Annotated in this window: 27 protein-coding genes, 1 tRNA gene and 2 riboswitches; of the genes, 17 read left to right on the plus strand and 11 right to left on the minus strand. The window is 53.1% G+C overall.

The features are described 5' to 3' along the window. Window positions 1-38: 38 nt before the first annotated feature. Window positions 39-596 carry a DNA-3-methyladenine glycosylase I gene (locus KNP67_RS10740; protein ID WP_198922696.1) on the minus strand — a complete coding sequence of 186 codons (558 nt, stop codon included), beginning with the start codon at window positions 594-596 and terminating at the stop codon, window positions 39-41. 101 nt (window positions 597-697) lie between these two features. On the opposite strand from KNP67_RS10740, the gene KNP67_RS10745 reads away from it, so the two are divergent. Further along, the gene (locus KNP67_RS10745; protein WP_029595382.1) at window positions 698-1,327 is read left to right on the plus strand and encodes a DedA family protein; all 630 of its coding nucleotides are present in this window, start codon (window positions 698-700) and stop codon (window positions 1,325-1,327) included. Between the two features lie 48 nt (window positions 1,328-1,375). Here KNP67_RS10745 and KNP67_RS10750 read toward each other — a convergent pair whose 3' ends face one another. Both KNP67_RS10750 and KNP67_RS10755 read right to left on the minus strand, forming a co-directional pair. Further along, window positions 1,376-2,551 (minus strand): cation:proton antiporter, encoded by a 1,176-nt coding sequence (locus tag KNP67_RS10750; protein ID WP_214756585.1) that lies wholly within the window; start codon window positions 2,549-2,551, stop codon window positions 1,376-1,378. A 40-nt stretch (window positions 2,552-2,591) separates the two neighbouring features. Next, on the minus strand, window positions 2,592-3,011 hold the full coding sequence (locus KNP67_RS10755; RefSeq protein ID WP_029595384.1) for a GNAT family N-acetyltransferase: 420 nt from the start codon (window positions 3,009-3,011) through the stop codon (window positions 2,592-2,594). Between the two features lie 126 nt (window positions 3,012-3,137). Here KNP67_RS10755 and KNP67_RS10760 point away from each other — a divergent pair, with 126 nt between their 5' ends. The 5 genes from KNP67_RS10760 to KNP67_RS10780 all read left to right on the plus strand — a co-directional run bounded on the left by KNP67_RS10760 (window position 3,138) and on the right by KNP67_RS10780 (window position 7,780). After that, the gene (locus KNP67_RS10760) at window positions 3,138-3,686 is read left to right on the plus strand and encodes a glycerol-3-phosphate responsive antiterminator (protein ID WP_214756586.1); all 549 of its coding nucleotides are present in this window, start codon (window positions 3,138-3,140) and stop codon (window positions 3,684-3,686) included. A 49-nt stretch (window positions 3,687-3,735) separates the two neighbouring features. Beyond that, complete coding sequence (locus tag KNP67_RS10765; RefSeq protein ID WP_198922697.1) at window positions 3,736-4,440, plus strand: SDR family NAD(P)-dependent oxidoreductase; 705 nt, start codon at window positions 3,736-3,738, stop codon at window positions 4,438-4,440. 112 nt (window positions 4,441-4,552) lie between these two features. Next, window positions 4,553-5,407 (plus strand): HD domain-containing protein, encoded by an 855-nt coding sequence (locus KNP67_RS10770; RefSeq protein WP_353048270.1) that lies wholly within the window; start codon window positions 4,553-4,555, stop codon window positions 5,405-5,407. 207 nt (window positions 5,408-5,614) lie between these two features. Next, window positions 5,615-6,616 carry a sodium:calcium antiporter gene (locus KNP67_RS10775; protein WP_214756588.1) on the plus strand — a complete coding sequence of 334 codons (1,002 nt, stop codon included), beginning with the start codon at window positions 5,615-5,617 and terminating at the stop codon, window positions 6,614-6,616. A gap of 102 nt (window positions 6,617-6,718) precedes the next feature. Continuing rightward, window positions 6,719-7,780: a bifunctional glycosyltransferase family 2/GtrA family protein gene (locus tag KNP67_RS10780; protein WP_214756589.1), complete on the plus strand. Its 1,062-nt coding sequence runs from the start codon at window positions 6,719-6,721 to the stop codon at window positions 7,778-7,780. Between the two features lie 43 nt (window positions 7,781-7,823). On the opposite strand, the gene KNP67_RS10785 is transcribed toward KNP67_RS10780, so the two are convergent. From KNP67_RS10785 to KNP67_RS10795, 3 genes are all read right to left on the minus strand, one after another. Then, window positions 7,824-8,390, minus strand: a complete 567-nt coding sequence (locus tag KNP67_RS10785) for a 3'-5' exonuclease (protein WP_029595390.1) — start codon at window positions 8,388-8,390, stop codon at window positions 7,824-7,826. A gap of 65 nt (window positions 8,391-8,455) precedes the next feature. Beyond that, the gene (locus tag KNP67_RS10790) at window positions 8,456-8,788 is read right to left on the minus strand and encodes a four-helix bundle copper-binding protein (protein WP_021067537.1); all 333 of its coding nucleotides are present in this window, start codon (window positions 8,786-8,788) and stop codon (window positions 8,456-8,458) included. 113 nt (window positions 8,789-8,901) lie between these two features. Further along, window positions 8,902-8,974: transfer RNA gene (locus tag KNP67_RS10795), tRNA-Ala, on the minus strand. A 134-nt stretch (window positions 8,975-9,108) separates the two neighbouring features. On the opposite strand from KNP67_RS10795, the gene KNP67_RS10800 reads away from it, so the two are divergent. Then, window positions 9,109-9,972, plus strand: coding sequence for a GRP family sugar transporter (locus KNP67_RS10800; protein WP_029595391.1), 864 nt, complete (start codon window positions 9,109-9,111; stop codon window positions 9,970-9,972). Between the two features lie 29 nt (window positions 9,973-10,001). Here KNP67_RS10800 and msrA read toward each other — a convergent pair whose 3' ends face one another. Together msrA and KNP67_RS10810 are read right to left on the minus strand one after the other, a co-directional pair. Next, a complete protein-coding gene (gene msrA / locus KNP67_RS10805; protein WP_029595392.1) occupies window positions 10,002-10,514 on the minus strand; it encodes a peptide-methionine (S)-S-oxide reductase MsrA in 513 nt (170 codons plus the stop codon). A gap of 64 nt (window positions 10,515-10,578) precedes the next feature. Continuing rightward, window positions 10,579-10,680: riboswitch (SAM riboswitch) on the minus strand. Window positions 10,681-10,724: 44 nt separating this feature from the next. Further along, window positions 10,725-10,886, minus strand: a complete 162-nt coding sequence (locus KNP67_RS10810; RefSeq protein WP_029595393.1) for a hypothetical protein — start codon at window positions 10,884-10,886, stop codon at window positions 10,725-10,727. Between the two features lie 111 nt (window positions 10,887-10,997). On the opposite strand from KNP67_RS10810, the gene KNP67_RS10815 reads away from it, so the two are divergent. The 9 genes from KNP67_RS10815 to KNP67_RS10855 all read left to right on the plus strand — a co-directional run bounded on the left by KNP67_RS10815 (window position 10,998) and on the right by KNP67_RS10855 (window position 19,622). Continuing rightward, complete coding sequence (locus KNP67_RS10815) at window positions 10,998-12,401, plus strand: amidase family protein (RefSeq protein ID WP_131471195.1); 1,404 nt, start codon at window positions 10,998-11,000, stop codon at window positions 12,399-12,401. A 69-nt stretch (window positions 12,402-12,470) separates the two neighbouring features. Then, entirely contained in the window at window positions 12,471-13,532 is a 1,062-nt protein-coding gene (gene rlmN, locus KNP67_RS10820) for a dual-specificity RNA methyltransferase RlmN (protein WP_021067532.1), read from the plus strand. Between the two features lie 176 nt (window positions 13,533-13,708). Next, window positions 13,709-14,590 carry an SMP-30/gluconolactonase/LRE family protein gene (locus tag KNP67_RS10825; RefSeq protein WP_131471194.1) on the plus strand — a complete coding sequence of 294 codons (882 nt, stop codon included), beginning with the start codon at window positions 13,709-13,711 and terminating at the stop codon, window positions 14,588-14,590. Between the two features lie 12 nt (window positions 14,591-14,602). Beyond that, window positions 14,603-14,866 (plus strand): hypothetical protein, encoded by a 264-nt coding sequence (locus tag KNP67_RS10830; protein WP_029595396.1) that lies wholly within the window; start codon window positions 14,603-14,605, stop codon window positions 14,864-14,866. A 102-nt stretch (window positions 14,867-14,968) separates the two neighbouring features. Next, window positions 14,969-16,162 (plus strand): GTP-binding protein, encoded by a 1,194-nt coding sequence (locus KNP67_RS10835; protein ID WP_029595397.1) that lies wholly within the window; start codon window positions 14,969-14,971, stop codon window positions 16,160-16,162. A gap of 61 nt (window positions 16,163-16,223) precedes the next feature. Continuing rightward, window positions 16,224-16,324, plus strand: a riboswitch (TPP riboswitch). A gap of 81 nt (window positions 16,325-16,405) precedes the next feature. Continuing rightward, window positions 16,406-16,999, plus strand: coding sequence for a YkoF family thiamine/hydroxymethylpyrimidine-binding protein (locus KNP67_RS10840; protein WP_131471193.1), 594 nt, complete (start codon window positions 16,406-16,408; stop codon window positions 16,997-16,999). Then, a complete protein-coding gene (locus tag KNP67_RS10845; protein WP_131471192.1) occupies window positions 16,992-17,567 on the plus strand; it encodes an ECF transporter S component in 576 nt (191 codons plus the stop codon). Before KNP67_RS10840 ends, KNP67_RS10845 begins: the two co-directional genes overlap by 8 nt. Then, window positions 17,560-18,888, plus strand: coding sequence for an ABC transporter ATP-binding protein (locus tag KNP67_RS10850; protein WP_165569414.1), 1,329 nt, complete (start codon window positions 17,560-17,562; stop codon window positions 18,886-18,888). Before KNP67_RS10845 ends, KNP67_RS10850 begins: the two co-directional genes overlap by 8 nt. Continuing rightward, a complete protein-coding gene (locus tag KNP67_RS10855) occupies window positions 18,888-19,622 on the plus strand; it encodes an energy-coupling factor transporter transmembrane component T family protein (protein ID WP_029595401.1) in 735 nt (244 codons plus the stop codon). Before KNP67_RS10850 ends, KNP67_RS10855 begins: the two co-directional genes overlap by 1 nt. 15 nt (window positions 19,623-19,637) lie before the next feature. Here KNP67_RS10855 and KNP67_RS10860 read toward each other — a convergent pair whose 3' ends face one another. Together KNP67_RS10860 and KNP67_RS10865 are read right to left on the minus strand one after the other, a co-directional pair. After that, the gene (locus tag KNP67_RS10860; RefSeq protein WP_029595402.1) at window positions 19,638-20,225 is read right to left on the minus strand and encodes a DUF1643 domain-containing protein; all 588 of its coding nucleotides are present in this window, start codon (window positions 20,223-20,225) and stop codon (window positions 19,638-19,640) included. A 34-nt stretch (window positions 20,226-20,259) separates the two neighbouring features. Continuing rightward, window positions 20,260-20,952, minus strand: coding sequence for a lytic transglycosylase domain-containing protein (locus KNP67_RS10865; RefSeq protein ID WP_029595403.1), 693 nt, complete (start codon window positions 20,950-20,952; stop codon window positions 20,260-20,262). A 78-nt stretch (window positions 20,953-21,030) separates the two neighbouring features. Between KNP67_RS10865 and KNP67_RS10870 the strand changes: the two genes are divergently transcribed. Beyond that, complete coding sequence (locus KNP67_RS10870; RefSeq protein WP_131471190.1) at window positions 21,031-21,729, plus strand: CPBP family intramembrane glutamic endopeptidase; 699 nt, start codon at window positions 21,031-21,033, stop codon at window positions 21,727-21,729. Here KNP67_RS10870 and KNP67_RS10875 read toward each other — a convergent pair. Then, window positions 21,686-22,585 carry an alpha/beta hydrolase gene (locus KNP67_RS10875; protein WP_131471189.1) on the minus strand — a complete coding sequence of 300 codons (900 nt, stop codon included), beginning with the start codon at window positions 22,583-22,585 and terminating at the stop codon, window positions 21,686-21,688. The two genes, KNP67_RS10870 and KNP67_RS10875, sit on opposite strands and share 44 nt — an antisense overlap. Between the last annotated feature and the right edge of the window lie 164 nt (window positions 22,586-22,749).

Below are 22,749 nucleotides of genomic sequence, written 5' to 3' on the forward strand. Positions count from 1 at the left end.
GTGCACGATTTTGTTTAGGGATTGACCAAATAATCAAATTATTTGGCGAAGCAAGAGGTGAGATGGTCGTTGATGAGGCCCGTCGCTTGCAGGTGGGCATAGACGGTCGTCGGTCCCAAAAATTTGAAACCGCGGCGCTTCAGGTCTTTGCTCACTTGGTGGGACAGTTCGGTCGTGGCTGGGATGTCGTCGGTCGATGCCCACTCGTTGTGAATCACCGTGTTGTCGACGAATGACCAAATGTAGGCATCGAACGACCCGAACTCTTGTTGAATCTCGATGAATCGCTTGGCGTTGTTGATGGATGCCTCGATTTTACGACGGTTTCGGACGAGACCAGGATTGGTCATCAATCGTTCCACATCCGTCTCGTCGAACGAGGCGACGGTCACGACATCAAAATTGGCATAGGCGTCCCGATAATTTTCGCGTTTCCGTAAGATGGTGATCCAGCTGAGTCCAGCCTGGGCGCTCTCGAGCGTCAAACATTCGAAATGCTTTACATCATCATGGACGGGCTTGCCCCATTCTTCATCGTGATAACGAACGTACAACGGGTCGGTGCCGCACCATGGGCAACGCGTTATTTCAGTCATGTCATGTCCTCACTTTCCTTCTAATGCTTCATTTTAACATGTTGCGACGGTTTTTGACCGGACGTGACGGGTATAGTAGGAACTATTGGAGGGTGAAGCAAATGAGAGACTGGATGATCCAGGTCATTGAACAGTTCGGTTATTTTGGCATCGCGTTCATGATTTTCATTGAGAACGTGTTCCCGCCGATTCCTTCGGAGGTCGTGCTCTTATTCGGCGGTTTTTTCGCCGTGAAGACCGATTTGATCGTCCCGCTCGTCATCTTCGCAGCGACGGCAGGCGCCATCCTAGGAGCGGTCCTATTGTACGGCATCGGACTGTATCTAGACGTCGAGCAGATTGAGAAGTGGACGAAACGGTACGGAAAATGGATTCGACTCGACATCGCCGACGTGCACCGTGCCGACGCCTGGTTCGATAAATACGGGGGATGGATGGTGTTCTTCGGCCGCTTGATGCCCGTCGTCAGGAGTTTGATTTCCATCCCGGCCGGTATGTCGAATATGCCGTTCTTGAAATTTTTGTTGCTCAGTACAGCGGGGACGGTGATTTGGAATACGATCCTCATCTATATCGGCATCCGCGTCGGCGAGAATTGGGAGTCGATTTTGAGCTATTTAGATGTATATTCGTATGTCATTTACGGTATTTTGCTAATCGGAGTCATCGCCTTTTTCATCTGGCGCAAAAAGCGGAAGAAGAAACAAGCCAAACAAGCCTCTTCATTTTAAACGGCAAGGACCGATCTTCGTGTGAAGATCGGTCCTGTGTATCTTATATTATTTGTTTGAATCATCCTTCTTCTCATCAGGTAAAACTTTTTCCAGTTTTTCTTCCGTCTTAGCGGCTAAAATTTCAGAGAAGCGGAACAAGACGATTCCGATGATGGCCGAGACGAAAATATATAGTCCGACGAACAAGTTGATCGCCCCGTTTGATAAGGCGGTGAAGAGAATCGAGAACTCCCCGCGTGGAGCTAGCGAGAAGCCGGCCTCGTTGGCCTGAACTCTTGTCAGGCCGTACATGCGGCCGCCGACGCGGCCGACAATCCATTTCGATAATACGCCCCAGACGATCAATACGAAGAAGAGCGTGTTGACGATGACGCCTTGTTCCAGGTTGATCGAAATCCCGAACGAGATGAAGAAGATTGGCAAAAACAAGTCGCGGACGGGGACCGTCAACCGTTTCAACGGACGGACGTCGTGAATGCCTGCGAGCATGATGCCGGCGATGAACGCCCCGAGAATCTCGGACAGTCCGAACACCATCCCGATTCCGGCGAAAAAGAGAATCAAGCCAATCAGGCCAATGCTCGCATCGTCTTGCCGCAGCAGATGTTTGGCGATTTTCGGTTGTTTCTTGACGAAACGCGATCCGATAAAGAGTAACACACCGAAGATGAGGAAGCCGGCGAACACTTTCCCGATATCAGACACCTCGATCGGCTCATCCTGAATGATGAACGGGGCGACGGTCAAGATGAGCGGGGCGAAGATATCTTCAAAGATGAGAAGCGTCAAGACGAACTCTTTCACATCTTCATGTTTATCTGCATGCCGCTCAAGCATACGCGCGGAAATCGACGAGCTCGTCGCAAACAAGACGGCACCGATTAAAAAAGACTGGGAAAAATCGAGTCCGAACAGCAGGGCAATCCCAATCGTGACCCCAAAAGCGAGCACGATGTCCAGGACACCTGCCTTCCACACCAGCTTGAGACGCTTCATCAACTCTCCGAGCGGAAACTTCAAACCGAGTAAAAAGAATAACAGGATAATCCCGATTTCGCCGGCGATTTTAAAGACCTCGTTTCCGCCCCAGAAGAAGCCGACGGCGACGCCGATGGCGATAAAGGCAAGAATACTTGGAAAGAACAATCGTTCGATGATCAGACTGAGTACGGAGATGACGGCTAGCGCTAGACCGAGCAGGACGATCATATTCAGTTCCATACGTCACCTCCTATATAGGGAACGCGTACCCGTCGACGAATCATTCTCGATTCCATTGGTATTCCATCCCGACCGATTCCGGGCGCGAATAGTCAAAGCCGAATTGACGGTACAGTCCGTCGGCCGGGATATCCGCAATCAGGCTGATGATGGCCGTCTCGTCGGCTTCCTGTAAAATCCAGTCCATTAACTGCTCCACGATCAATTTTCCGAGCCCGAGCCCCTGACAATCCGGGTCGACGACGATATCGACAAGGTGGAACACCATTCCGCCGTCGCCGACGACGCGGCCCATCCCGACCATGTGATCATCTTTATATAGACAGACGCCATATAACGTATTGGCCAGTCCTTTCACCGTCCCCGAGTCGGAACGTTTCGGCATCCCGGCGATGACGCGAAGGCGCTGATGTTCCTCCGGTGTCGGTGTCTCGATTCGTACTTCCACTTCATTGACCATATCGCTACTTCCTCTCTGTGCATAAGTTAAAATTATTTTCCCGCTATATTGAATCGGTAAACCTTGATTTCCACTTCATGTTATTCAGATAATGAAGACATGATTGACAGAAAGGGACGTGTCCATATGATAGAAGGTCAAACCATTTTACCCGCCTTACGCGATATGCGGGACCTCGAGAAGTTCGTGACGGGACCGTTCCGTGTCGGTGTGTTGCTAGAAGTGCACGTCGCCCGGCTCGATGCCGTGTTTCAATTATTGGAGGCCCACGACAAACACGTCTTCGTTCATCTTGACTTGATTCAAGGCTTGAAGGCAGATGAATATGCGACCGAGTATATTTGTCAGACGTATCGTCCGTACGGTATCATCTCGACGAAAGGCAGCGTCATTTTAAAAGCGAAGCAAAAACAAGTCAAAACGGTCCAACGCCTGTTTTTAATCGATTCGAGCTCGCTTGAGCGGAGCTATCGCCTCATTAAACGGACGCAACCGGACTATATTGAAGTGTTGCCGGGCCTCGTCCCGAAATATATTAGGGCCGTGAAAGCGGAGACGGGAATCCCAGTCTTCGCCGGTGGATTGATTTCGTCGACTGAAGAAGTCGAGGCCGCCCTCGAAGCTGGTGCGACGGTCGTGACGACGTCTGACCAACGACTCTGGACGAACGGGTAGGACTCGTTTCTATCGAATCCGGGTATGTGAGTCTCCAGGAGGGATGTATATGAAACAGATTATGATTATCACTGGCGTCAGCCAAGGCATCGGCTATGAATTGGCACGTCATTTCCGCGACACGTATCACGTCATCGGACTCGATAAAGGGGACGACCCACAGTTGGATGGCGTGACATTCCATGAGATGGATTTGGGTGACCATGAGGCGATCGCTCGCGTGTTCGCCGACATTCAGCGCCAAGTCGGTGTTGCCCATGTACTCATCAACAATGGTGGCGTCTCATCACTCGTCAAACCGATGACCGAACTTGACGTCGAGACGTTCAAACAAGTGATTGATGTCAACCTGGTCGGAACGTTCGCTTGTGCCAAAGCGTTCTTGACGTTGAACGAGGGAGCCGGATACGGGCGCATCATCAATCTGGCCTCGACGCGCTCGCTTCAAAACGAAGCCGATTGGGAAGCGTATGGCGCGTCAAAAGGTGGCATCGTGTCATTGACCCAATCGATGGCGGTCTCGCTCGCGGAGCGTCCGATTACGGTGAATGCGATCAGTCCCGGCTGGATTCACACCTCGGACGAGTCGCTCCGTGACATCGATCATGCGCAACATCCGTCGGGCCGGGTCGGCAAACCGGACGATATCGTCCGCGCAGTCGCTTATTTGATTGATGAACAGAACGATTTCGTCAACGGGCAAAACCTCGTCGTCGACGGCGGGATGACGAAGAAGATGATTTATGAGCCGTAAACGAAAAAAACGGGACCATTACCCTATGTTTTAACACGCGAAATGAGTAGATGGGACTAGGCATGGGTAAAGGATGGGGACGCTCTATGAACCCATCGAAGGAGGAATCGCCGTGCACCAGTTGATTGAAGAGGCGCTCCGATTCGCGGCCGTCCGGCACGACGGACAGTTTCGAAAAGGAACGAATATTCCCTACTTAACCCATCCCGTCGCCGTGTCCATGTTGCTCGTCGAAGACCGGCAACCGGTCCCGGTCGTGGCCGCCGGCTTGCTCCATGATTTGCTTGAAGACACGTTGACGACCCCCGAAGAGATCGAAGAACGGTTCGGAAGTGAAGTGAGACGACTCGTTGAAGCGGTGTCCGAACCCGGGAAGCACCTTTCATGGGAAGAACGGAAACGGATGACGATTCAGCACGTGCAGACGATGCAGTACGATGAAGTGGCGCTCTTGGCGGCGGACAAGATACATAATCTTCGTTCGATTCGACTCGACGTTGAGTCTGCCGGTAAACAAGTATGGGATCGCTTCAGACGTCCGCTCCGCGACCAGTCGTGGTATTATCACGAATTGCTCCAAGCGTTCAAACCGTTCAGTCAGACGACGACGCTCATCGAATCGTTCGAGACAGAGCTGAACCTATTGTTTTATGGCGTCGCCGACGAGCGGTTCGACAAACTCGGAAAACTGTTTGACGTCATTCAGCGAGGATTCCATGAAGAGGACTGGCTCCAAGAGACGTCGACGCTCTGTCAGACCGCCTATGAGTTGAATGAGACGATGCGCGAAGGCTATCGACACGGCACGGACGTCAATCAACCGGAGCTTGACGGCCTGTCCGCTCAATTGAAAGAAGGAGGACTCTGGGAACCGTTACCGCTCCCGATGCTTCAAGCGATTGAAGAACTGTCTTACCGGACGGCGATGCCAGTCGATGACGTCATTTCACATTTAAAGGTCAAATGATTGTCAAATGAGATGTAACGTGATATATTCGTCGTGAACATAAGAGGGGGAGTAGCGACCACACCTGTGGTCGATGGGTCGTCATTACGGTGCAATGCACTCGGTCCATCGAGCTTCTTACCAAGTCCGCAAGACCTTTTTATGGATGCTTTTTCGGCGTCCATAAAAATGTCTTTTTGAATTCACGAAAAGGGGAGATTTATTCAAATGGTATTTATTTATTTCATCTTGGCCGCTGCCATCACCGTGTATGCCGCCATGAAACTCTCGACTTACGCTGACGTCATCAGTGAGAAGTCGACGATGAGCGGGATGCTCGTCGGGACAGTGCTGCTGGCGGGTGCGACATCGTTGCCGGAAGTGACGACGAGTGTCTCGGCTGTCTTGATTGACAACCCGGATATCGCCATCGGTAACATGCTCGGGTCGAACTTGTTCAACATCTTCATCTTGGCGATGTTCGACCTCTTCTATCGTCAGAAGCGCATGTTCAATGAGGCGAGTCGAGATCATCTCTATACAGCTGGTCTAGGTCTCATGTTGACGCTCGTCACGATGATTGCCCTGATCGTGCGCATCGATTTCACGATTCTCGGCATCGGAATTGACGCCTTGTTGATCGCGGTATTGTACGGGATCGGGATTTACTATATCGGCAAGCGCCCGCAACAACCTGCCGTCGAGCGGGAAGCTGCACATGAGGCCGTACAAGAAATCGGCGCGAGTGCGACGAGTTCGATCACGGTCAAACGTGCGGTCATCGGCTTCATCATCGCCGCACTCGTCATCATGGGGGCGGGGACAGCACTATCGGTATTGGGCGATCAGATCGCCGTCGTCACGGGTCTCGGTTCGAGCTTCGTCGGTAGCTTCTTGATTGCCGCGACGACCTCGCTCCCGGAGGCTGTATCGGTATTTGTCGCCTTGAAACTTCGTAACGTCAACTTGGCGTTCGGTTCGATTTTGGGAAGTAACATCTTCAACATGCTCATCATCGCCATGTCGGACGCGTTTTACCAAGACGGTTCGATTCTGGCCGACGTGGCTGCGTCTCACTTAGTGACGGCGATCGGCATCACGATTTTGTCGGTGTTGGTCATGTATACGCTCCTTCGTAAAGACGTGACGTCGAAGTTCCGCTATGTCTTGCCGTCAGTGCTCGTCGTACTCGTCTACTTCGCTTCGTCTTACTTCATCTTCATCGGTTAATCTGGCACGGTGTCCTCCGAGGCACCGTGTTTTTTATTTGCCGCGGACCGAGGAATCACTTTTCATCGTCTTGGGTATAGAAGGAGGGAAGGAGGGGTGGCGATGCAAATGCATTCCGTGGAACGTCTAGATAAGTATGTCGTCGTGATTCCGGCCTATAATCCGGATCAAGCGCTTCTCACACTTGTCCGCGAGCTGAAAGAGACAGGGTTTGTCCATGTCATCGTCGTGAACGATGGAAGTGCCGAGACGTCCCAAACTGTCTTCGATGAGGTCGGGAAGTGGGTGACGACTGTTCTCGTCCATGAACGGAATCAAGGCAAGGGTGCGGCGTTGAAGACGGGGATTCGTCACGTCGTCGAACGATTCCCCGGTACGCATGGTGTCATCACCGTCGATGCGGACGGACAACATCTGCCGGAAGATGTAAGACATGTATATGAGGCGGGTATTCAGCGGCCGCATCATCTGGTCATGGGTTGCCGTGATTTCTCGGGCGCACACATTCCGTTCCGGAGCCGATTCGGGAACCAGATGACCCGTGGTGTCATGCTCGTCGGCAGCGGACTTCGGCTGAAAGATACCCAAACCGGTCTACGGGCGGTTCCATTGCGCTATGCGGAACAGTTGCTGGATGTGCCTGGGAATCGCTATGAGTTCGAGATGAACATGTTGACGTTCACGAAACGTTGGCAAGTCCCGATTCAACAGATTCCGATTCAAACCGTGTATGTGGCCGAGAACGCTTCGTCCCATTTTCGCCCGGTCATCGACTCGATTCTGATTTATCGCATGTTTTTAGCCTATTCGTTATCCTCGGTCGCCTCATTTTTATTAGATATCGGCGCCTATGCCTTGTTCATTTTTTTATTGAATCCGTGGTTTGAGACGACCCATGTCTTGATTGCGACGGTATTGGCCCGCATCATCTCGTCCTTATTCAATTACGTGGTGAATCGAAAAGTCGTATTCGACTCGAAAGCGAGACGGGCGATGCCGAAATACTTCGGTCTCGTCGGCGTGCAGATGGCGTTGTCGGCCGGTCTCGTCTATGTATTGTTCCTGTTGTTTCGGGACGGGGAAGTGTGGATTAAAGTGCTCGTCGACAGCCTTTTGTTCGTCGTCAGTTATTACGTCCAAAAAAGATGGATCTTTAAACGGTGACAGGCCAAGACGATTGTCTTGGCCTGTCTGGCATGCTTATGGGTCAATAGGCGAGCTTCCCGAGCTTGACCGATGTATAGCGGTGCAGTTCACGCGGGTCATGAATCCCGGTCTTCTGCATCATATCGCGCATAAGCAACGCGCAGACGCGGGCATCTTCAGCCGCATCGTGATGGATGAACGGGACGTTCAAATATTCCGCCATCGTGTTCAGCTTGTGATTCGGCAGTCGAGGATACAGTTTTCGCGACAGCTTGACGGTACAGCCGTACTCGATCGTCGGAAACGTATATAAATCATATTTGGCGATCGCTTTCTTGAAAGCGCCCATATCGAATGAGGCGTTGTGCGCCATGACGAGGTCGACATCCCGCAGCGTCGGATAGAGCTGTTCAAGCACCTCGGGTAAGGCTGGGGCGTCCCAGACGTCGCTCGGCCGGATGCCGTGGACGCGGATATTGCCTGCGTCAAAGTCTTCTTCTGGATTGACGAGTAGTTGGTTCGTCTCGATGATTTCACCGTCGACGAGTAGGCTCCAGCCGACAGAGCAGATGCTGCGACTATCGCGGTTGGCCGTCTCGACGTCGATGGCAAGAATTGAATGTGACATAATCGGTCCCTTTCTCATAAAACAAGTATAAAAAAAGTCTAACATATCGTTAGACTAAAAAGCGATTATGCGGCCACGAGGTTGCGACACGCCTCGGCACAGCGGAGACACGCTTCGGAACAACGTTGGCAATGGTCATGCAAATGGCGGCCACATTCGACGGCGCACGTGTCGCACACCTGGGCGCAGAGTGCAGCAATCGGTTTGGTGAAAGCCGAATCGGTCTCGAGCGCGTTCAAGGCGAGCGCACACACTTCCGAACATTCTTTCGTCAGCCGGATACACTCGGCGACCATCAATAAATCCTCTTCTTGTAAACATTTTGAGAAACAGTGATTGCTTGCCCGCATACAGTCGATGACGGCTAAAATGGTCTCTTCGACAGAGGCACGATCCATAGTAAGTCCCCCTTAGAATAATGATGTCTTACAATCATTACCCGCTACCAGGTGACTTAAACCGGGCGGAGACGCAAAAAAGTCACCCCTCAAATGAGTGGTGACTTCCATAATGGAGCATAGCGGGCTCGAACCGCTGACCTCCACGCTGCCAGCGTGGCGCTCTCCCAGCTGAGCTAATGCCCCGTTCGAAAATTATTATATCATCCTAGTAAAACATTTGGCAATGGGTATTTTTAAATTTTTTTGAACAAAGTTTAATCGGGCGTAAACGTGGGAAAATTATGGGTAATGTTATTCTACGAAAGCAGGTGTTATCTATGGAAATGATTTTACTCGCACTCTTACCTGCCTTGATGTGGGGGAGTATCCCACTCATCGTCTCGAAAGTCGGCGGCAAGCCGATTCAACAGTTAATCGGGACGACGATTGGGGCGATGGTGATGGCGGTCATCATCGCACTCGTCTTCAATCCGGAGTTCACGACGCTCGCAATCGTGACCGGCTTCATATCTGGTGTGTTCTGGGCACTCGGGCAATATTTACAGTTCCAGTCGTTCCAAATTTTAAGTGTATCGAAAGCGATGCCGATCAGCACCGGGATGCAACTCGTCGGGACGTCGTTGTTCGGGGTCATCGTGCTCGGCGATTGGAAGACGACGACCGAGTTGTGGCTCGGCTTTTCTGCGCTCGTGTTGATTATCATCGGGGCGGCACTGACGTCATACCAACAACAAAAAGATGGCGATAGCAGCGGCGCCTTGAAGAAAGGTTTGCTCGTCCTGCTCGTGTCGAGTATCGGTTATGTGACGTATGCCGTCTTGACGAACTATTTCGAGGTCGACGGCATCACGGCCATCTTGCCGCAGTCGGTCGGGATGTTCGTCGCGGCGCTCTTGTTCAGCCTGCGTGAGAAAGATGTGAAGAAGTTCGACCCGAAGACGTTCAAAAACATTTTGGCCGGTCTCGCTTGGGGGATCGGGAACTTCGGGCTGTTCGTGTCAAGCGGTGAGGTCGGCATCGCGACGTCATTCGCCTTGTCCCAATTGAACGTCGTCGTGGCGACGCTCGGCGGGATTTATCTATTGAAAGAAGAGAAGACGACGAAAGAACGGGTCTTCGTCTTTATGGGAATCGGGCTCATCGTCGTGGCCGGATTCATGCTCGGGATTGCCAAGAGCTAAAAAGACGGGTCAGACGACCCGTCTTTTGTTTACCAGGCTTGCTCGATGAATGCGTCGCGCCCAGATTTCTTCCGGTCCTCTTTATAGTGGGCCGGATTTTTTTTATGGAAGTCTTGATGATATTCCTCGGCCGGATAGAACGTGTCGGCCGGTAGAATCTTCGTGACAATCGGCTGTTTGAAGCGTCCGCTCGCCGCGAGCGCGTCGCGACTCTGTTCTGCTTTCACGCGTTGGTCTTCCGTATGATAGAAGATGGCCGGCGCATATTGGCTGCCGCGGTCTTGGAACTGGCCGCCGTCATCGGTCGGGTCGGTCTGAATCCAATATAGTTCGAGCAGTCGTTCATAAGCGAACAGCGTCGGGTCGAACGTGATCTCGACGACCTCATAGTGTCCCGTCGTCCCTGTCTTCACTTGTTCATACGTCGGGTCATTGACGTGACCTCCCGTATAACCGGATACGATTGACTCGATGCCAGGTTGTTCCTCGAACGGCGTCACCATGCACCAAAAACAGCCGCCTGCGAATGTTGCTTTTTCCATTAATAAGTCCCCCTCATGTTCATTTCCAAAAAAAAGCGCCCATGTCATCGACATGAGCGCTCTGTCATATCGGCCAAGGCAAACTGCCTTGCTGGAAGTAGCACCTTGCCGAAGCAGGTTGCTGTGAAGTCATAGAGCCAGGTCTCTCGTTCACTCGAGATATCGATATGTAGTTGGTGAGAGCATCATACCATCAGATTTGAAGCGGCGTCAACGGTTTGGTTTGCGTCGAAGTTGGACCAAGGTGGCGCCGAGAATCAAGATGACGAGGACGATGGAGAGCGGTAGCGTATACGGAGCGTCCCCGGCATATAGCTGTAAGAAGAACAAGGCAAAGACGGACAATAAGACGAGAACGTACGAACGGTTCATAGTAACCTCCCTTTTCTTTCAGTGTACCAAGTTACATATTCGTTGGCGAACGAAAACAGGAAATCATGTGGCGATAGCGAATACCATCGAGTGACCAAAGGAGGAATCTATATGACTGAACCAAACACATGTTTCGAACTCGATATCGAGACCGCCCATCGCGGATATAAAGAAGGAACGTTCACGGCGCGTGACGTGACGGCCTATTATTTGACTCGAATCGCCCAGTTGAACGATAAGCTGAGAGCGGTCATTCAAGTGAACCCGGACGCCTTGTTCGAGGCCGAGGCGGCCGACCGGGCGTTTCGACGAGGTGACCGCTTGCCGTTGCTCGGCATCCCGGTGTTGATTAAAGACAATGTCGAGACGGCCGGATTGATGAAGACGACGGCCGGGGCCGTCGCCCTCGCGCATCACTTCGCCGGCCGGGACGCCCATCTCGTCCAAAGCCTGCGCGCGAGCGGGGCCATCATCCTCGGGAAAGCGAACTTGTCCGAATGGGCCAACTTTTTGACCGAGGGCATGCCAAACGGCTGGAGTGGGGTCGGTGGCCAGACGCTCAATCCATATGGGGACAAGCTCGATGTCGGAGGGTCGAGTTCAGGTTCGGCGTCAGCGGTCGCGGCCAACTTGACGTTGCTCGCCGTCGGCAGCGAGACGAGCGGCTCGATTATCCACCCGAGCGTCCATAACGGAATCGTTGGTATCAAACCGACCGTCGGGTTGATTAGCCGCAGCGGCATCATCCCGATCTCCCGGTCGCAAGACACGGCCGGCCCGATGGCACGGACACTCCGGGATGCGGTGCTCGCCCTTGAGGCGATGGTCGGGGAAGATCCCGCTGACCCAGCGACGGCGCATCTTCCGGCCGGTCCGCCTTACCGGACTTGTCTCGATGAGCGGCAAGCAGTCGGGATGCGTGTCGGCGTCGTCAAGACCGATTTGTCGGAAGAAGAGCAGGTGCTCTACGACGAAGCAATCGCATTGCTGAAACAGAGCGGCATCGAGGTCGTCACCGTCGAACTGCCGTCGAAAGCAGGGCTCGACCAAGGGGATATCCTGTATCATGAGTTCAAGCTCGGAATCGAGGCGTATCTCGCCTCGACGAAGCTCCCGTATGAGACGTTGTCGGATTTGATTAACTGGAACAACAGTCATCCGGAGACGATTCCGCACGGACAGAAGACGTTCGAGAAAGCGAACGAACAATCGGGTCGCTTGATTGAGGACGCCTATTTGATGCGCCGCCTCGACGACGTCTATCACGCCAAGACGGACGGCATCGACCGATTGTTGGCCGAGCAGGAACTTCATGCGCTCGTCTTGCCGCATGACCACAATTATGACATGGCGGCGAAAGCCGGCCATCCGACCGTCACGATCCCGTATCGCTTGAAGGCGAGCGGGGCCCCGTTCGGTCTATCATTCACCGGGACGAGCTATGCCGAACGCGACTTGATTCGTCTCGCCTATGCGTTCGAGCGTCACGTGACACGTCCCGTCCCACCGTTATAAGAACGTTGCACCGGTCGTCCACGTCCGCTACAATGGTACGTATGCGGATTGAAGAAAGGACAGATAGCAATGAAACCATCTATATACGGGCTGACATTCGATCAGCTGACGGAAGCGTGCGTCTCTTGGGGATACAGCGCCTTCCACGCTAGACAAATCTGGGACTCGCTCTATATCGACCGAGTCAAGCACATCGAGGACATCTCGGTACGGGCCGAGGTACGTGAGGCGCTCGCCGCCGAATACGTCATCTCGACGCAAGACCTGTTCGTCAAACAAGAAGCGGGCGACGGGACGGTCAAATTTTTACTTAAACTGCATGACGGACACTATATCGAGACGGTGCTCATGCGTCACAAATACGGACGTTCGGTCTGTGTGACGACGCAAGTCGGCTGCAACATCGGCTGTAGCTTCTGTGCGAGCGGTCTCTTGAAGAAGACGCGCGATTTGACGGCCGGCGAAGTCGTCGAACAGATCATGACCGTGCAACATTATTTGGACGAGGTCGGGGAAGGTGCCCGCGTCAGTCATATCGTCGTCATGGGAATCGGGGAACCGTTCGATAACTTCGATAACTTGGTCGATTTCCTCCGTGTCGTCAAAGACGAACGCGGACTCGCCATCGCACCGCGTAAAATCAACGTGTCGACGAGCGGTCTCGCCGACAAGATTTACAAATTCGCGGACCTCGATCTTCGCATCAATTTGGCGCTGTCACTCCACGCCCCGAACGATGCGTTGCGGACGCAAATCATGAAAATCAACCGGGCGTTCCCGCTCGACAAGCTCATGCCGGCCATCCGTTATTACGTCGAGAAGACGAACAAACGCATCACGTTCGAATATATTCTCTTATCGAAAGTGAACGATTTGCCGGAGCACGCCGAGGAACTCGCCGACTTGATTGACGATATTAAAGACAAGTCATACGTCAACTTGATTCCGTACAATCCGGTCAACGAGCATATTCAGTATGAGCGGAGCACGTCTGAGGACATCATGGCGTTTTATGACGTCTTGAAGAAGCGGGGCATCAATACCGGTGTCCGTCTCGAGCACGGGACTGATATCGATGCGGCCTGTGGCCAGTTGCGCAGCAAGCATATGAATGTCGAAGGCGCAAAATGACAGGGACTCCTTGAATCTCATGATTCAAGGAGTTTTTTTGTCTTCTGCCCTAGAAGGATGCCGGCCCGGTTCAATATTTTTCTTCCGAGCGGTTGCTATTTTGGGAAATGTTGAATAGAGATTGCCCCCTCAGGGAATAGTCACTTGAAATCAATGTAGAGAGTGGAGGCAATTCAATGGAGACAGTAAACGCTGCGTTATGGATTCGAGTTCGAAATACGCTTGGGGAAGGCCCGTGTTGGGATGCGGAACTGAAACGCTTCTATTGGGTCGATATCGAGGGACATACACTTTGGTGGTACGATGAGAAGGAAGATGAATTGTCGTCGTTCGATATGGGACAACAGATCGGGTTCGCGGTCCCGAAAGTGACGGACGGCGTCGTCGTCGGCTTGAAAGACGGGATTTATGAGTGGGACGAGACGTCAAAAGAGCTCGATAAAATCGTCGAACTCGACGACCCGGAAGGAAAGCTCCGCTTCAATGACGGTAAAGCCGACCCGTACGGACGCATCTTCGCCGGCACGCTCCATCTTGAAGACGAGGCGGAACAAGCGACGCTATACCGCCTGAATCGCGACGGCACGACCGAGGTCATGTTGAGCGAGTTGACATTATCGAACGGACTGACATGGTCACCCGACCATTCGACGTTCTATCATATCGATACACCGACCGAGACGGTCCGTAAATACGCCTTTGACTTGAAGACGGGTACGCTCGGCGAAGGGGAGGCCATCATCGATTTCACCGTCGAGGAAGGATTCCCGGACGGCATGACGTCCGATGAGGAAGGGTTCTTATGGATTGCACACTTCGCCGGCGGCCGCGTCTCGCGCTGGAACCCGGAGACGGGTGAAAAAGTGCTCGAGGTGCTCGTGCCGGCCCCGAACGTCACATCGTGCTGTTTCGTCGGTGACGACTTGAACCAACTCGCCATCACGACGGCTCGTGAAGGAATGGATGACGAGGCACTCAAAGCCCATCCGGACGCGGGGTCGGTCTTTAAAATCGATACAGACGTGAAAGGGATGCCGCTCTATCGGTTTGGACGATAAGGAGGTAAAGAGATGGTGAAGCGATTGCTCGTTCGTGCAGGCATCGGTTTGGCACTCGCGGCAGTGGCCCGGGTCGGGATTCAAAAACTATTGGATTCGAACCAGGAAGACGACCACACGTATTTGAATCCGCGCTGGGATGAGGCCCCGAGTGTCGATGCCGATAAGGATGAGGATGAGGTCGGTCTGACGCAGCTCGATTCGATTTATCGGGCCGAGTGGCAAGCGAACACGTATCCCCGCTCCGAGGCGGAACGCAAGGCGTTGGAAGAATAGGGAAAGGAACACGTCCGGGAACGGGCGTGTTTTTTCTTGACAAGACAAAGGTGACCCGTCATTATCTAAAGAGTAATGATTACGATTTATGAGTGAAGATACATGAAACGAATTCCAATCACGGTGCTGTCCGGTTATTTAGGGAGCGGCAAGACGACATTGATGAATCATCTGTTGAACAATCGGTCCGGCAAGAAATATGCGGTCATCGTCAACGACATGAGCGAGTTGAACATCGACGAACGATTGATCGAGCAGAACGGTTTCTCGCGGACGGACGAAAAATTGGTCGAGCTATCGAACGGCTGCATCTGTTGCACGCTCCGTGAGGACCTGCTCGAAGCGGTACAGGAGATCACGAACGACCGTGAGCTCGACGGGATTATCATCGAGTCATCTGGCATCTCAGAACCGATTCCGGTCGCTCAAACGTTTACATACGCCGATGACGCCCTTGGCATCGACTTGACGAGCCGTGTCTATATCGATGCGATGGTGACGGTCGTCGATGCGTATCGGTTCTTGAAAGATTTCAACTCGGGCGAGTCGCTTCATGAACGGAAGCAGGCCATCGATGAGACGGACGTCCGCGAAGTCGTCGACCTGCTTGTCGACCAAATCGAGTTCGCGGACATCATCGTCTTGAACAAGGCGGACCGCGTGACCGAGACAGAACTCGGTGAGATGGCCGGGCTGTTGAAGGCGCTCAATCCAACCGCCAAACTGTTGACGTCAGTTTACGCGAACGTGGAGTTGACGGAGCTGTTGGACGTCAATCTTTTCGATTTCGAGCAGGCGATGCACGCCGCCGGCTGGATTCAAGAACTAGAGGCCGAGACACACACACCAGAGACGGAGGAATACGGCATCAGTTCGTTCGTCTATCGCCGCCGCCGTCCGTTTCATCCGGAGCGGCTCCACGCCTGGATCGAGGCGTTCCCGGATCAAGTCGTCCGCGCCAAAGGTTTCTTATGGATCGCCTCCCGGAACGACATCGCCTGCCTGTTCTCGCAAGCGGGGTACGCATCGACGCTCGAACACGCGGGACGTTGGCTCGCGACGCTGCCGGAGGAAGAGCGGAGTCTCATGTTCACGGCAGAACCTGAGCTCGCCGCCGACTACGTCGAGCCGTACGGGGACCGTCAGACGGAGCTCGTCTTGATCGGGCAGCGGATGGAGCGTGCGGTCATCGAGGCCGGACTCGACGCGTGTCTGTTGACGGATGAGGAGATGGCGCTCGATTGGACGACGTTGCAGGACACGCTTCCGGGGAACGGTATCGTGACTTTCACATAAACCGTTTACAAATTCGGAGCGGTCGTCTATACTTCTCGTTGCATAGATAACCGCATACATTGGACTACACTAGGGGTGCTTCGGCTGAGATGTGAGCATGGCTCCAATCCCTTATGACTCGATCCGGGTAATACCGGCGTGAGGAAGTGTGGCACTTTTTCTAATGGATTATTACATTGGACGAGTGGCCGCATTCTCATGGATGCGGCTTTTTTGTGTACATACAATAAGGGGGAATAGAACATGAACAACCAATGTGGTACGAGTCCGATCGTCGGATTCCGCTTTACGCTGAGCCCAATGACATCTGATTTTGTGAGTGTCATCAAAGGGGCATTGAAAGAGACGAACTTGCAAAACGTTTGGCGGCATACCGATGACGTCTCGACGGTCATCCGGGGACGCAGTGAGCATGTGTTCGACGTGGCCAAAGCCGTCTTGTCACATGCGTCGAAGAACGGGGAACATATGTCGATGAGCGGGACGTTCTCGGTCGGCTGCCCAGGCGACACGGCAGGAGACAACCTGCTCGACGTGACGACTGATCCTGTGAACGGTCCGGTATCGACCCAGTACGTCTCTTCCCAGTTCGCCCTCTATCCGCTCGGGGACGCGAAGTATATGGACATCATCTACGAAGAAATTGCCTTTGCGAAAGAGCGTGGCGTCTTCAATGACTCGATGCATTACGCCTCGGGCATTCACGGCGACATCGAACCGGTGTTTTCATTTTACGAGGCGACGTTCGACCGGGTCCGTGCGAAGACGAGCCACGTCGTCATGACGGTGACGTTCAGCGTGAACAGCCCGTCACACGAGGGACAACAGCATGCTTAAGTCGTGGAAGTTAAAAGAAATCGTCTTGTTGGCCATTTTATCGGTCGTGTTCGCTGTCGTCTATTTGGCGTTCGTCCATGTCGGGAATCTATGGGCTGGCTTGATTGGACCGATCGCGTACGAATGGATTTTTGGGATTTGGTTCATCGTCTCGATTATTGCGGCTTATATCATCCGCCGACCTGGCGCCGCATTCTTGTCCGAAGTGCTTGCGGCGACGATTGAGATGATGATTGGTAACGCGATTGGACCTCGTATTATTTTAGTCGGGATCATTCAAGGACTTGGTGCTGAAGCAGCGTTTGCGGTCACGAGCTACAAGCGATATGACCTTTGGGTGCTCATGCTGGCCGGATTTGGTGCAGCTGCGACTAGTTTCGCGTATACGTACGTCATGGGTGGACTCGCTGCCCTCAGTCCGACATACGTGGCGACGATGTTCGCGTTACGAGCGACGAGCGGGATGCTCATTGCCGGTCTGGGAGGTAAGATTTTAAGCGACTTGTTGCTTCGGACGGGTGCGCTCGAAGGGTATGCCATCGCGCGTCAGGGACGTGTGCATGGTTGAGGCAGAACAGCTGTCATTCCGCTATCCGGAAAAACAGAGCGAAGTATTGACGGACATCACGCTTCAATTAACTGCTGGGAGGACACTCATCACGGGGGCGAGCGGGTCGGGAAAATCGACGTTGTTCTCTTTGTTGAATCGTCTGTATCCAGAGAACTGCGATGGCATCGTGACGGGAAAACTATATTTGTTTGACCGCTCTTACGACACGTATGCAGCTGGTGAGGTGAATCGTCGTGTTGGAACGGTGTTTCAAGATCCTGACAGTCAGTTCGTCATGCAAACGGTCGAGGAGGAATTGATTTTCACACTCGAAAATTTTGCCGTGGCGAGGGACGAGATGATGGCGCGTGTGGCCAAGATTTTAGCGGAATTGCAGTTGACCGATTATCGTGACCGAGTCATTCATGACCTGTCAGGTGGTGAAAAGCAACAAATCGCTGTCGCCTGTGCTTTGATCGGGAAGCCGGAATGGCTACTACTCGATGAGCCGCTCGCGCACCTTGATCCCGAAACCTCAACCCGTTTCGTTCAGTGGCTCGACAACGTCGCACAGACGGTAAACGTTGTCGTCATCGAGCATCGACCCTTCCTATGGGGCGGATTCTTCGACAGAGAAGTGGAACTCGTGAACGGACGCATCAACTATGACGGACCGTTCGTTGCCCGCCCGGATTATACGTTCTCTCCGGTTGAAGTGATACAAGGAAATACTATTTTATTTCACGTACCGCAATTGAAACGAAAAACATTCAACCTAGCAACGAGCGAGCTGACCGTCGCCGAGGGTGATCTCATTGCCGTACTTGGTCGAAACGGCAGTGGCAAATCGACTTGGCTCAAGAGCCTTGCCCGCGAACATCAAGAAGTCGGACTCGTCCCACAATCTCCGGCTCATCTGTTTATCACGAGTGATGTGTCACGTGAGCTCGCATATGGCCATAATCGTCCGATTGGGGACATCATGAACCGGCTCGGGCTTGGACCGTTTCGTAACGACCACCCACTCTCGCTTAGTCACGGGCAAAAACGAAGGCTCGCCATCGGCGTGATGATGCTCTCGAATAAACGGCTCATCGCGTTCGATGAACCGACTGCTGGACAAGATGAGGTATCGCTTCGTGCGCTTTATGAATTGATGGTTGAACGAATCCGCGCCGGCCAGACGGTTCTGTTTGTGACACACGACCTTAATTTCGCCCGAATCGCGAACACCTATTACTTGATGCATGAAGGTTACTTGAGTGGGCCATATGATGCATCGCTCTGGAATGAGACGGAGCTACTACAAGCTCACGGTTTATTGCTGGAGGAATCGTGATGACGTTTCATGAGATGAACCCGACGATTAAATTTATGACCGTCACGTTGCTCATGTTCGGTCTCGCCTTTATGTACAATCCATGGACGCCGCTTGCGGTATTCATCGGAACGCTTATACTTCAAATTCTTTTTTCTAACGTGAACTGGAAGCGGTGGGGGCTATTCATGGTTCCGTTTTTATTCACCGCGCTCGGGACATTGTGGACGACGCTCGTCTTTGGAAAAGAGACGAGCGGGGAGGTCATGTTCACGCTGTTCGGCAACGACGTCACCGTCGAGAATGTGATACTAGCAGCGACGCTCTCCTTACGGGTATTAGCATTCACCGCGTTATCACTCCTATTCACACTGACGACGGACCCCAAACGGTTCGTCTACAGCTTGATGCAACAAGGGAAGTTGTCGCCTAAAATCGCTTACAGTGTCTTCGTCGGCTTTCGTTTCTTTCCGATTTTGAAGCATGAACTGATGCAGCTGTATGAAACGCATGCTTTGCGAGGCGTTCGTTTAGAGACGCGACTCGATCACATTCGGCACGTTCCGAATTTAATCATCCCGCTTCTGGCCGGATCGATCCGACAAGCGGAACGCATCGCGTTCTCGATGGAGGCACGCGGGTTCACGGGCGAACCACGAGCGACGTATGAAGTCGTCGCCATCACTCGGTACGACTTTCTGTTGGCGTCGCTCTTGATTGTATTGTTCGGAGTGAGCGTGTGGATTGGCATATAAACGAAACAAGACGACTCACTCGGAGTCGTCTTGTTTCGTTTCTTTCACGATTCTAAACTTCGGTTTGACCGATTCGTTATTGAACGCCTCGAGCACAGTGTTCTCGTTGGCCATACGAATCTGTTGCGGCTCGCCTTTGGACGTCGTACCGATACAGAACATATGAGCCTCGTGGTCGGCGAACAGCGTCTTATACGGAGTCGCATGGTGCATCAAGCGGCCTGGAGAGCCCCAGCCGACGATCACCATCCCGCCGGTCGCCTCGACCTCGTCGAGCGTTTCCTCCACGTAATGAAAGTTGACCTCGTCAAGCTGTGACTCGACGTAAGGCAGATTGTCATTGATGGCGAGTGTCGGGACGAGACTGATGACGCGCATCTCACGGATCGGTTGATCGAGATGGTTACGCATGAGCATATACGCCCGCTGTGTGGTCGTGCCAGACAAGAAGGCATCGCTCATCCGGGGTGAGTAGATGATGACGGCACAGATGACGCCGTCGACGACATCTGTGAATTCGTACGTTCGCATATATCGTTTCGTCTTGTCCTCATTGAAGACCGACTTGACGCGAATCGTCACTTCCTCGATATGGGTGTTCATAATGTTTCCTCACTTTTGCTCAAATAGTGCCAGGTCAGACCCAGCCGGCGAACCATTCCAAATAGCGAATCGTATAGCGGGCGACTTGTTGCGTCGCCGACGCCTTGTCATCTGGTAAATAAGACACGTCAGTTTGATATGACTCATAAAACGACATCACATCGTTGACATACTGCTCACTTCGGTTGTACTCGAAGATGGCGTTCCGAATCGAATCCGTCGAGTCTGCCGTCGTCCCACCGTGCTCACTCAAATAATATGCGGCCGTATGGGCCGAATCTACGAGACTGTGCGGGTCGGCCTGACCGTCGTTGTTGCCGTCCCGTCCGAGACCGCCATACTGTTCGATGAGGGCGAGGTCTGTCAAATCGACTTCATCCTCGGGGACATCTCCTTTTTGGTCGTCGGTGTCGTACTGCCAACCGAGCCACGTCCGCGGCATGAATTGGAACGGACCGATCGCCCCGACCGATGAACGCATCGATGAGCTATGGGAGAAAATCGTCTCGACGCGATGTACCGCGGCGAGGAGTCGCCAATCGACGTCATAGGTCGCCGCCGCATCCTCATAAACGTCACGATGGACGGCGGGGATGCCATGATCCCCGTAATAGGCCCGGTAAAGGGCGTTGTTCACTTTATCATGTTGACCAAACCAGCCGATTGCGCCGAGGCACAGCACGATCACAAGCAAGAGACCGGTCAGTCGCAAAATCAATCGTTTCAAGATTCCGCCTCCTAGCTTTCTAGACAATACCCGAATAGTGTAGCATATAGCTAACAGGAAGGACAGGAGTGGATATCCATGCTCGAACAGGCCGTCTTTACCATCATTCTCGTGTATTTATTGATTGTCCAATTGTTCAACGCCCGGTTGATGAAACCGATGATTGAAACGCTCGGACGAAGCCGCGTGTACGATCAGACCATCAAATCGGCGTGGGGGCTCTGTTTGCTGTTGCTCGCCCTCGTCTTTTTGTTCCAGGTCCCGCCTGAAGCGGTCGGGCTCGGCTTCGCCCCGGCCGAGGGGGATTTGCGCGCCTGGCAGTTCTTCTTTTTGACGAGCGTCCTCATCTCCGCATTGATCGCGTTCTATCTGCTCGTGAAAACGTCTCCGGGTTTGCGGCGCCGGTTACGGCCATATTATGAGCTCGAGATTGAACGGCTACTGTTGCCTCAGACGATTCAGGAGGCGAGAGCGTGGGGCGCCGTGTCTTGGACGGCTGGAGTGACCGAAGAGTTCATCTTCCGTGGCGTTCTGCTCTACACGGTCACATTGTGGATGGACGTCTCGCCCCCGATGCTCGCCTTGATCGGCGGAGCGTTATTCGGGTTGGCCCACGCTTATCAAGGTGTCCGAGGCATCCTCGCGACCAGTCTCGTCGGGTGGGGGCTCGGTTATTTATATGTGGCGATGGGTATCCTCTGGCCGGTGATGGTCGTTCATGCCTTGCTCGATCTTATTGCTGGACCGATTCACGTCGTCGATTCAGAAACTGACTGACGGCCGCCTCATACGCGGGCTGGTCTTTCAAAATACAGTTCGTATGTTCCGCGCCGTGGATGAGGGCGATCTCATTTTTGCGGTTGAGCGCATTCATCTCGACGGACATCCAGGTCGGGACGTAATCGTCCTCTGTCCCATGGATGAACAAGACCGGCACATCGATTGCCGCGAGCGCTCGTTTCGGTCGGACTTGGTGCATCCGGAATCCGGCTCGCGTCCAAAGGAAGTAATTGATTCCCGGCAACAACAAATCACCAGGCAGTCGGTGTAAGACGTTCAACTGATGGCGCATGAGTTGTCTCATGTCATCGAACGGGCACTCGGCAATCAAAAAATCGACATCTGTCAATGGACCGGCCTGTAAAATCGAGGCGGCGCCCATCGACACGCCATGTAGCCCGACCTCGGAGACGGACTCATTAACCCGCAACCAGTCGACCCAATCCACGATGTCATGTTTCTCATGATAGCCGTACGAGGCGTACACGCCCTCGGATTCGCCGTGGGACCGCAAATCGACGGCGAGCAGATTGTAGCCGAGGCGATGGAACATCGCCAAATGCGGGGCCATGAAGCTGTGGGACGCCGTATAGCCGTGCACGAAGACGATCCACTTCGATGAGCCTTCGTTTCGGTAGACACGCCCATAGAGGCGATATCCGTCTTGCGAGCGGAGCGAGACGTGCTCAAACGGCACGTCGTGATAAAAGGATTGATCTTCCTTCGTGTAGGGGGCCAACAGCATCTCGGGCGTCTTGCGTTTCCCTCGTGTCATGCGTTTGAACGCATAGTAGCTGATGGCATAATAGCCAGTGAATAATGTTGCGAGTCCAACCTTCCATCTCTTCTGCATATGAACCGCTCCTTTCCCCATTATTGTACCCGAAAACGCGTTCCCAATTCACGCGCCATATGGGTCATGGTGTGTTTTCAATGACGGAACGCCAAGGCTTATATGTGATAAGGCGAATTGTGCCGAATAGAGTTGCCACATATGATAGTAGCGAATAGTCACCA

The organism is Exiguobacterium sp. s157 (assembly GCF_018618205.1).
In the GTDB taxonomy this organism is placed as follows: Bacteria; Bacillota; Bacilli; order Exiguobacteriales; family Exiguobacteriaceae; genus Exiguobacterium; species Exiguobacterium chiriqhucha.

What these genes read in the sequence shown, in the direction of transcription:
- KNP67_RS10740 (WP_198922696.1), bottom strand. Translation starts at nt 596, where the DNA reads ATGACTGAAATAACGCGTTGCCCATGGTGCGGCACCGACCCGTTGTAC.
- KNP67_RS10745 (WP_029595382.1), top strand. Translation starts at nt 698, where the DNA reads ATGAGAGACTGGATGATCCAGGTCATTGAACAGTTCGGTTATTTTGGC.
- KNP67_RS10750 (WP_214756585.1), bottom strand. Translation starts at nt 2,551, where the DNA reads ATGGAACTGAATATGATCGTCCTGCTCGGTCTAGCGCTAGCCGTCATC.
- KNP67_RS10755 (WP_029595384.1), bottom strand. Translation starts at nt 3,011, where the DNA reads ATGGTCAATGAAGTGGAAGTACGAATCGAGACACCGACACCGGAGGAA.
- KNP67_RS10760 (WP_214756586.1), top strand. Translation starts at nt 3,138, where the DNA reads ATGATAGAAGGTCAAACCATTTTACCCGCCTTACGCGATATGCGGGAC.
- KNP67_RS10765 (WP_198922697.1), top strand. Translation starts at nt 3,736, where the DNA reads ATGAAACAGATTATGATTATCACTGGCGTCAGCCAAGGCATCGGCTAT.
- KNP67_RS10775 (WP_214756588.1), top strand. Translation starts at nt 5,615, where the DNA reads ATGGTATTTATTTATTTCATCTTGGCCGCTGCCATCACCGTGTATGCC.
- KNP67_RS10780 (WP_214756589.1), top strand. Translation starts at nt 6,719, where the DNA reads ATGCAAATGCATTCCGTGGAACGTCTAGATAAGTATGTCGTCGTGATT.
- KNP67_RS10785 (WP_029595390.1), bottom strand. Translation starts at nt 8,390, where the DNA reads ATGTCACATTCAATTCTTGCCATCGACGTCGAGACGGCCAACCGCGAT.
- KNP67_RS10790 (WP_021067537.1), bottom strand. Translation starts at nt 8,788, where the DNA reads ATGGATCGTGCCTCTGTCGAAGAGACCATTTTAGCCGTCATCGACTGT.
- KNP67_RS10800 (WP_029595391.1), top strand. Translation starts at nt 9,109, where the DNA reads ATGGAAATGATTTTACTCGCACTCTTACCTGCCTTGATGTGGGGGAGT.
- msrA (WP_029595392.1), bottom strand. Translation starts at nt 10,514, where the DNA reads ATGGAAAAAGCAACATTCGCAGGCGGCTGTTTTTGGTGCATGGTGACG.
- KNP67_RS10810 (WP_029595393.1), bottom strand. Translation starts at nt 10,886, where the DNA reads ATGAACCGTTCGTACGTTCTCGTCTTATTGTCCGTCTTTGCCTTGTTC.
- KNP67_RS10815 (WP_131471195.1), top strand. Translation starts at nt 10,998, where the DNA reads ATGACTGAACCAAACACATGTTTCGAACTCGATATCGAGACCGCCCAT.
- rlmN (WP_021067532.1), top strand. Translation starts at nt 12,471, where the DNA reads ATGAAACCATCTATATACGGGCTGACATTCGATCAGCTGACGGAAGCG.
- KNP67_RS10825 (WP_131471194.1), top strand. Translation starts at nt 13,709, where the DNA reads ATGGAGACAGTAAACGCTGCGTTATGGATTCGAGTTCGAAATACGCTT.
- KNP67_RS10830 (WP_029595396.1), top strand. Translation starts at nt 14,603, where the DNA reads ATGGTGAAGCGATTGCTCGTTCGTGCAGGCATCGGTTTGGCACTCGCG.
- KNP67_RS10835 (WP_029595397.1), top strand. Translation starts at nt 14,969, where the DNA reads ATGAAACGAATTCCAATCACGGTGCTGTCCGGTTATTTAGGGAGCGGC.
- KNP67_RS10840 (WP_131471193.1), top strand. Translation starts at nt 16,406, where the DNA reads ATGAACAACCAATGTGGTACGAGTCCGATCGTCGGATTCCGCTTTACG.
- KNP67_RS10845 (WP_131471192.1), top strand. Translation starts at nt 16,992, where the DNA reads ATGCTTAAGTCGTGGAAGTTAAAAGAAATCGTCTTGTTGGCCATTTTA.
- KNP67_RS10850 (WP_165569414.1), top strand. Translation starts at nt 17,560, where the DNA reads ATGGTTGAGGCAGAACAGCTGTCATTCCGCTATCCGGAAAAACAGAGC.
- KNP67_RS10855 (WP_029595401.1), top strand. Translation starts at nt 18,888, where the DNA reads ATGACGTTTCATGAGATGAACCCGACGATTAAATTTATGACCGTCACG.
- KNP67_RS10860 (WP_029595402.1), bottom strand. Translation starts at nt 20,225, where the DNA reads ATGAACACCCATATCGAGGAAGTGACGATTCGCGTCAAGTCGGTCTTC.
- KNP67_RS10870 (WP_131471190.1), top strand. Translation starts at nt 21,031, where the DNA reads ATGCTCGAACAGGCCGTCTTTACCATCATTCTCGTGTATTTATTGATT.
- KNP67_RS10875 (WP_131471189.1), bottom strand. Translation starts at nt 22,585, where the DNA reads ATGCAGAAGAGATGGAAGGTTGGACTCGCAACATTATTCACTGGCTAT.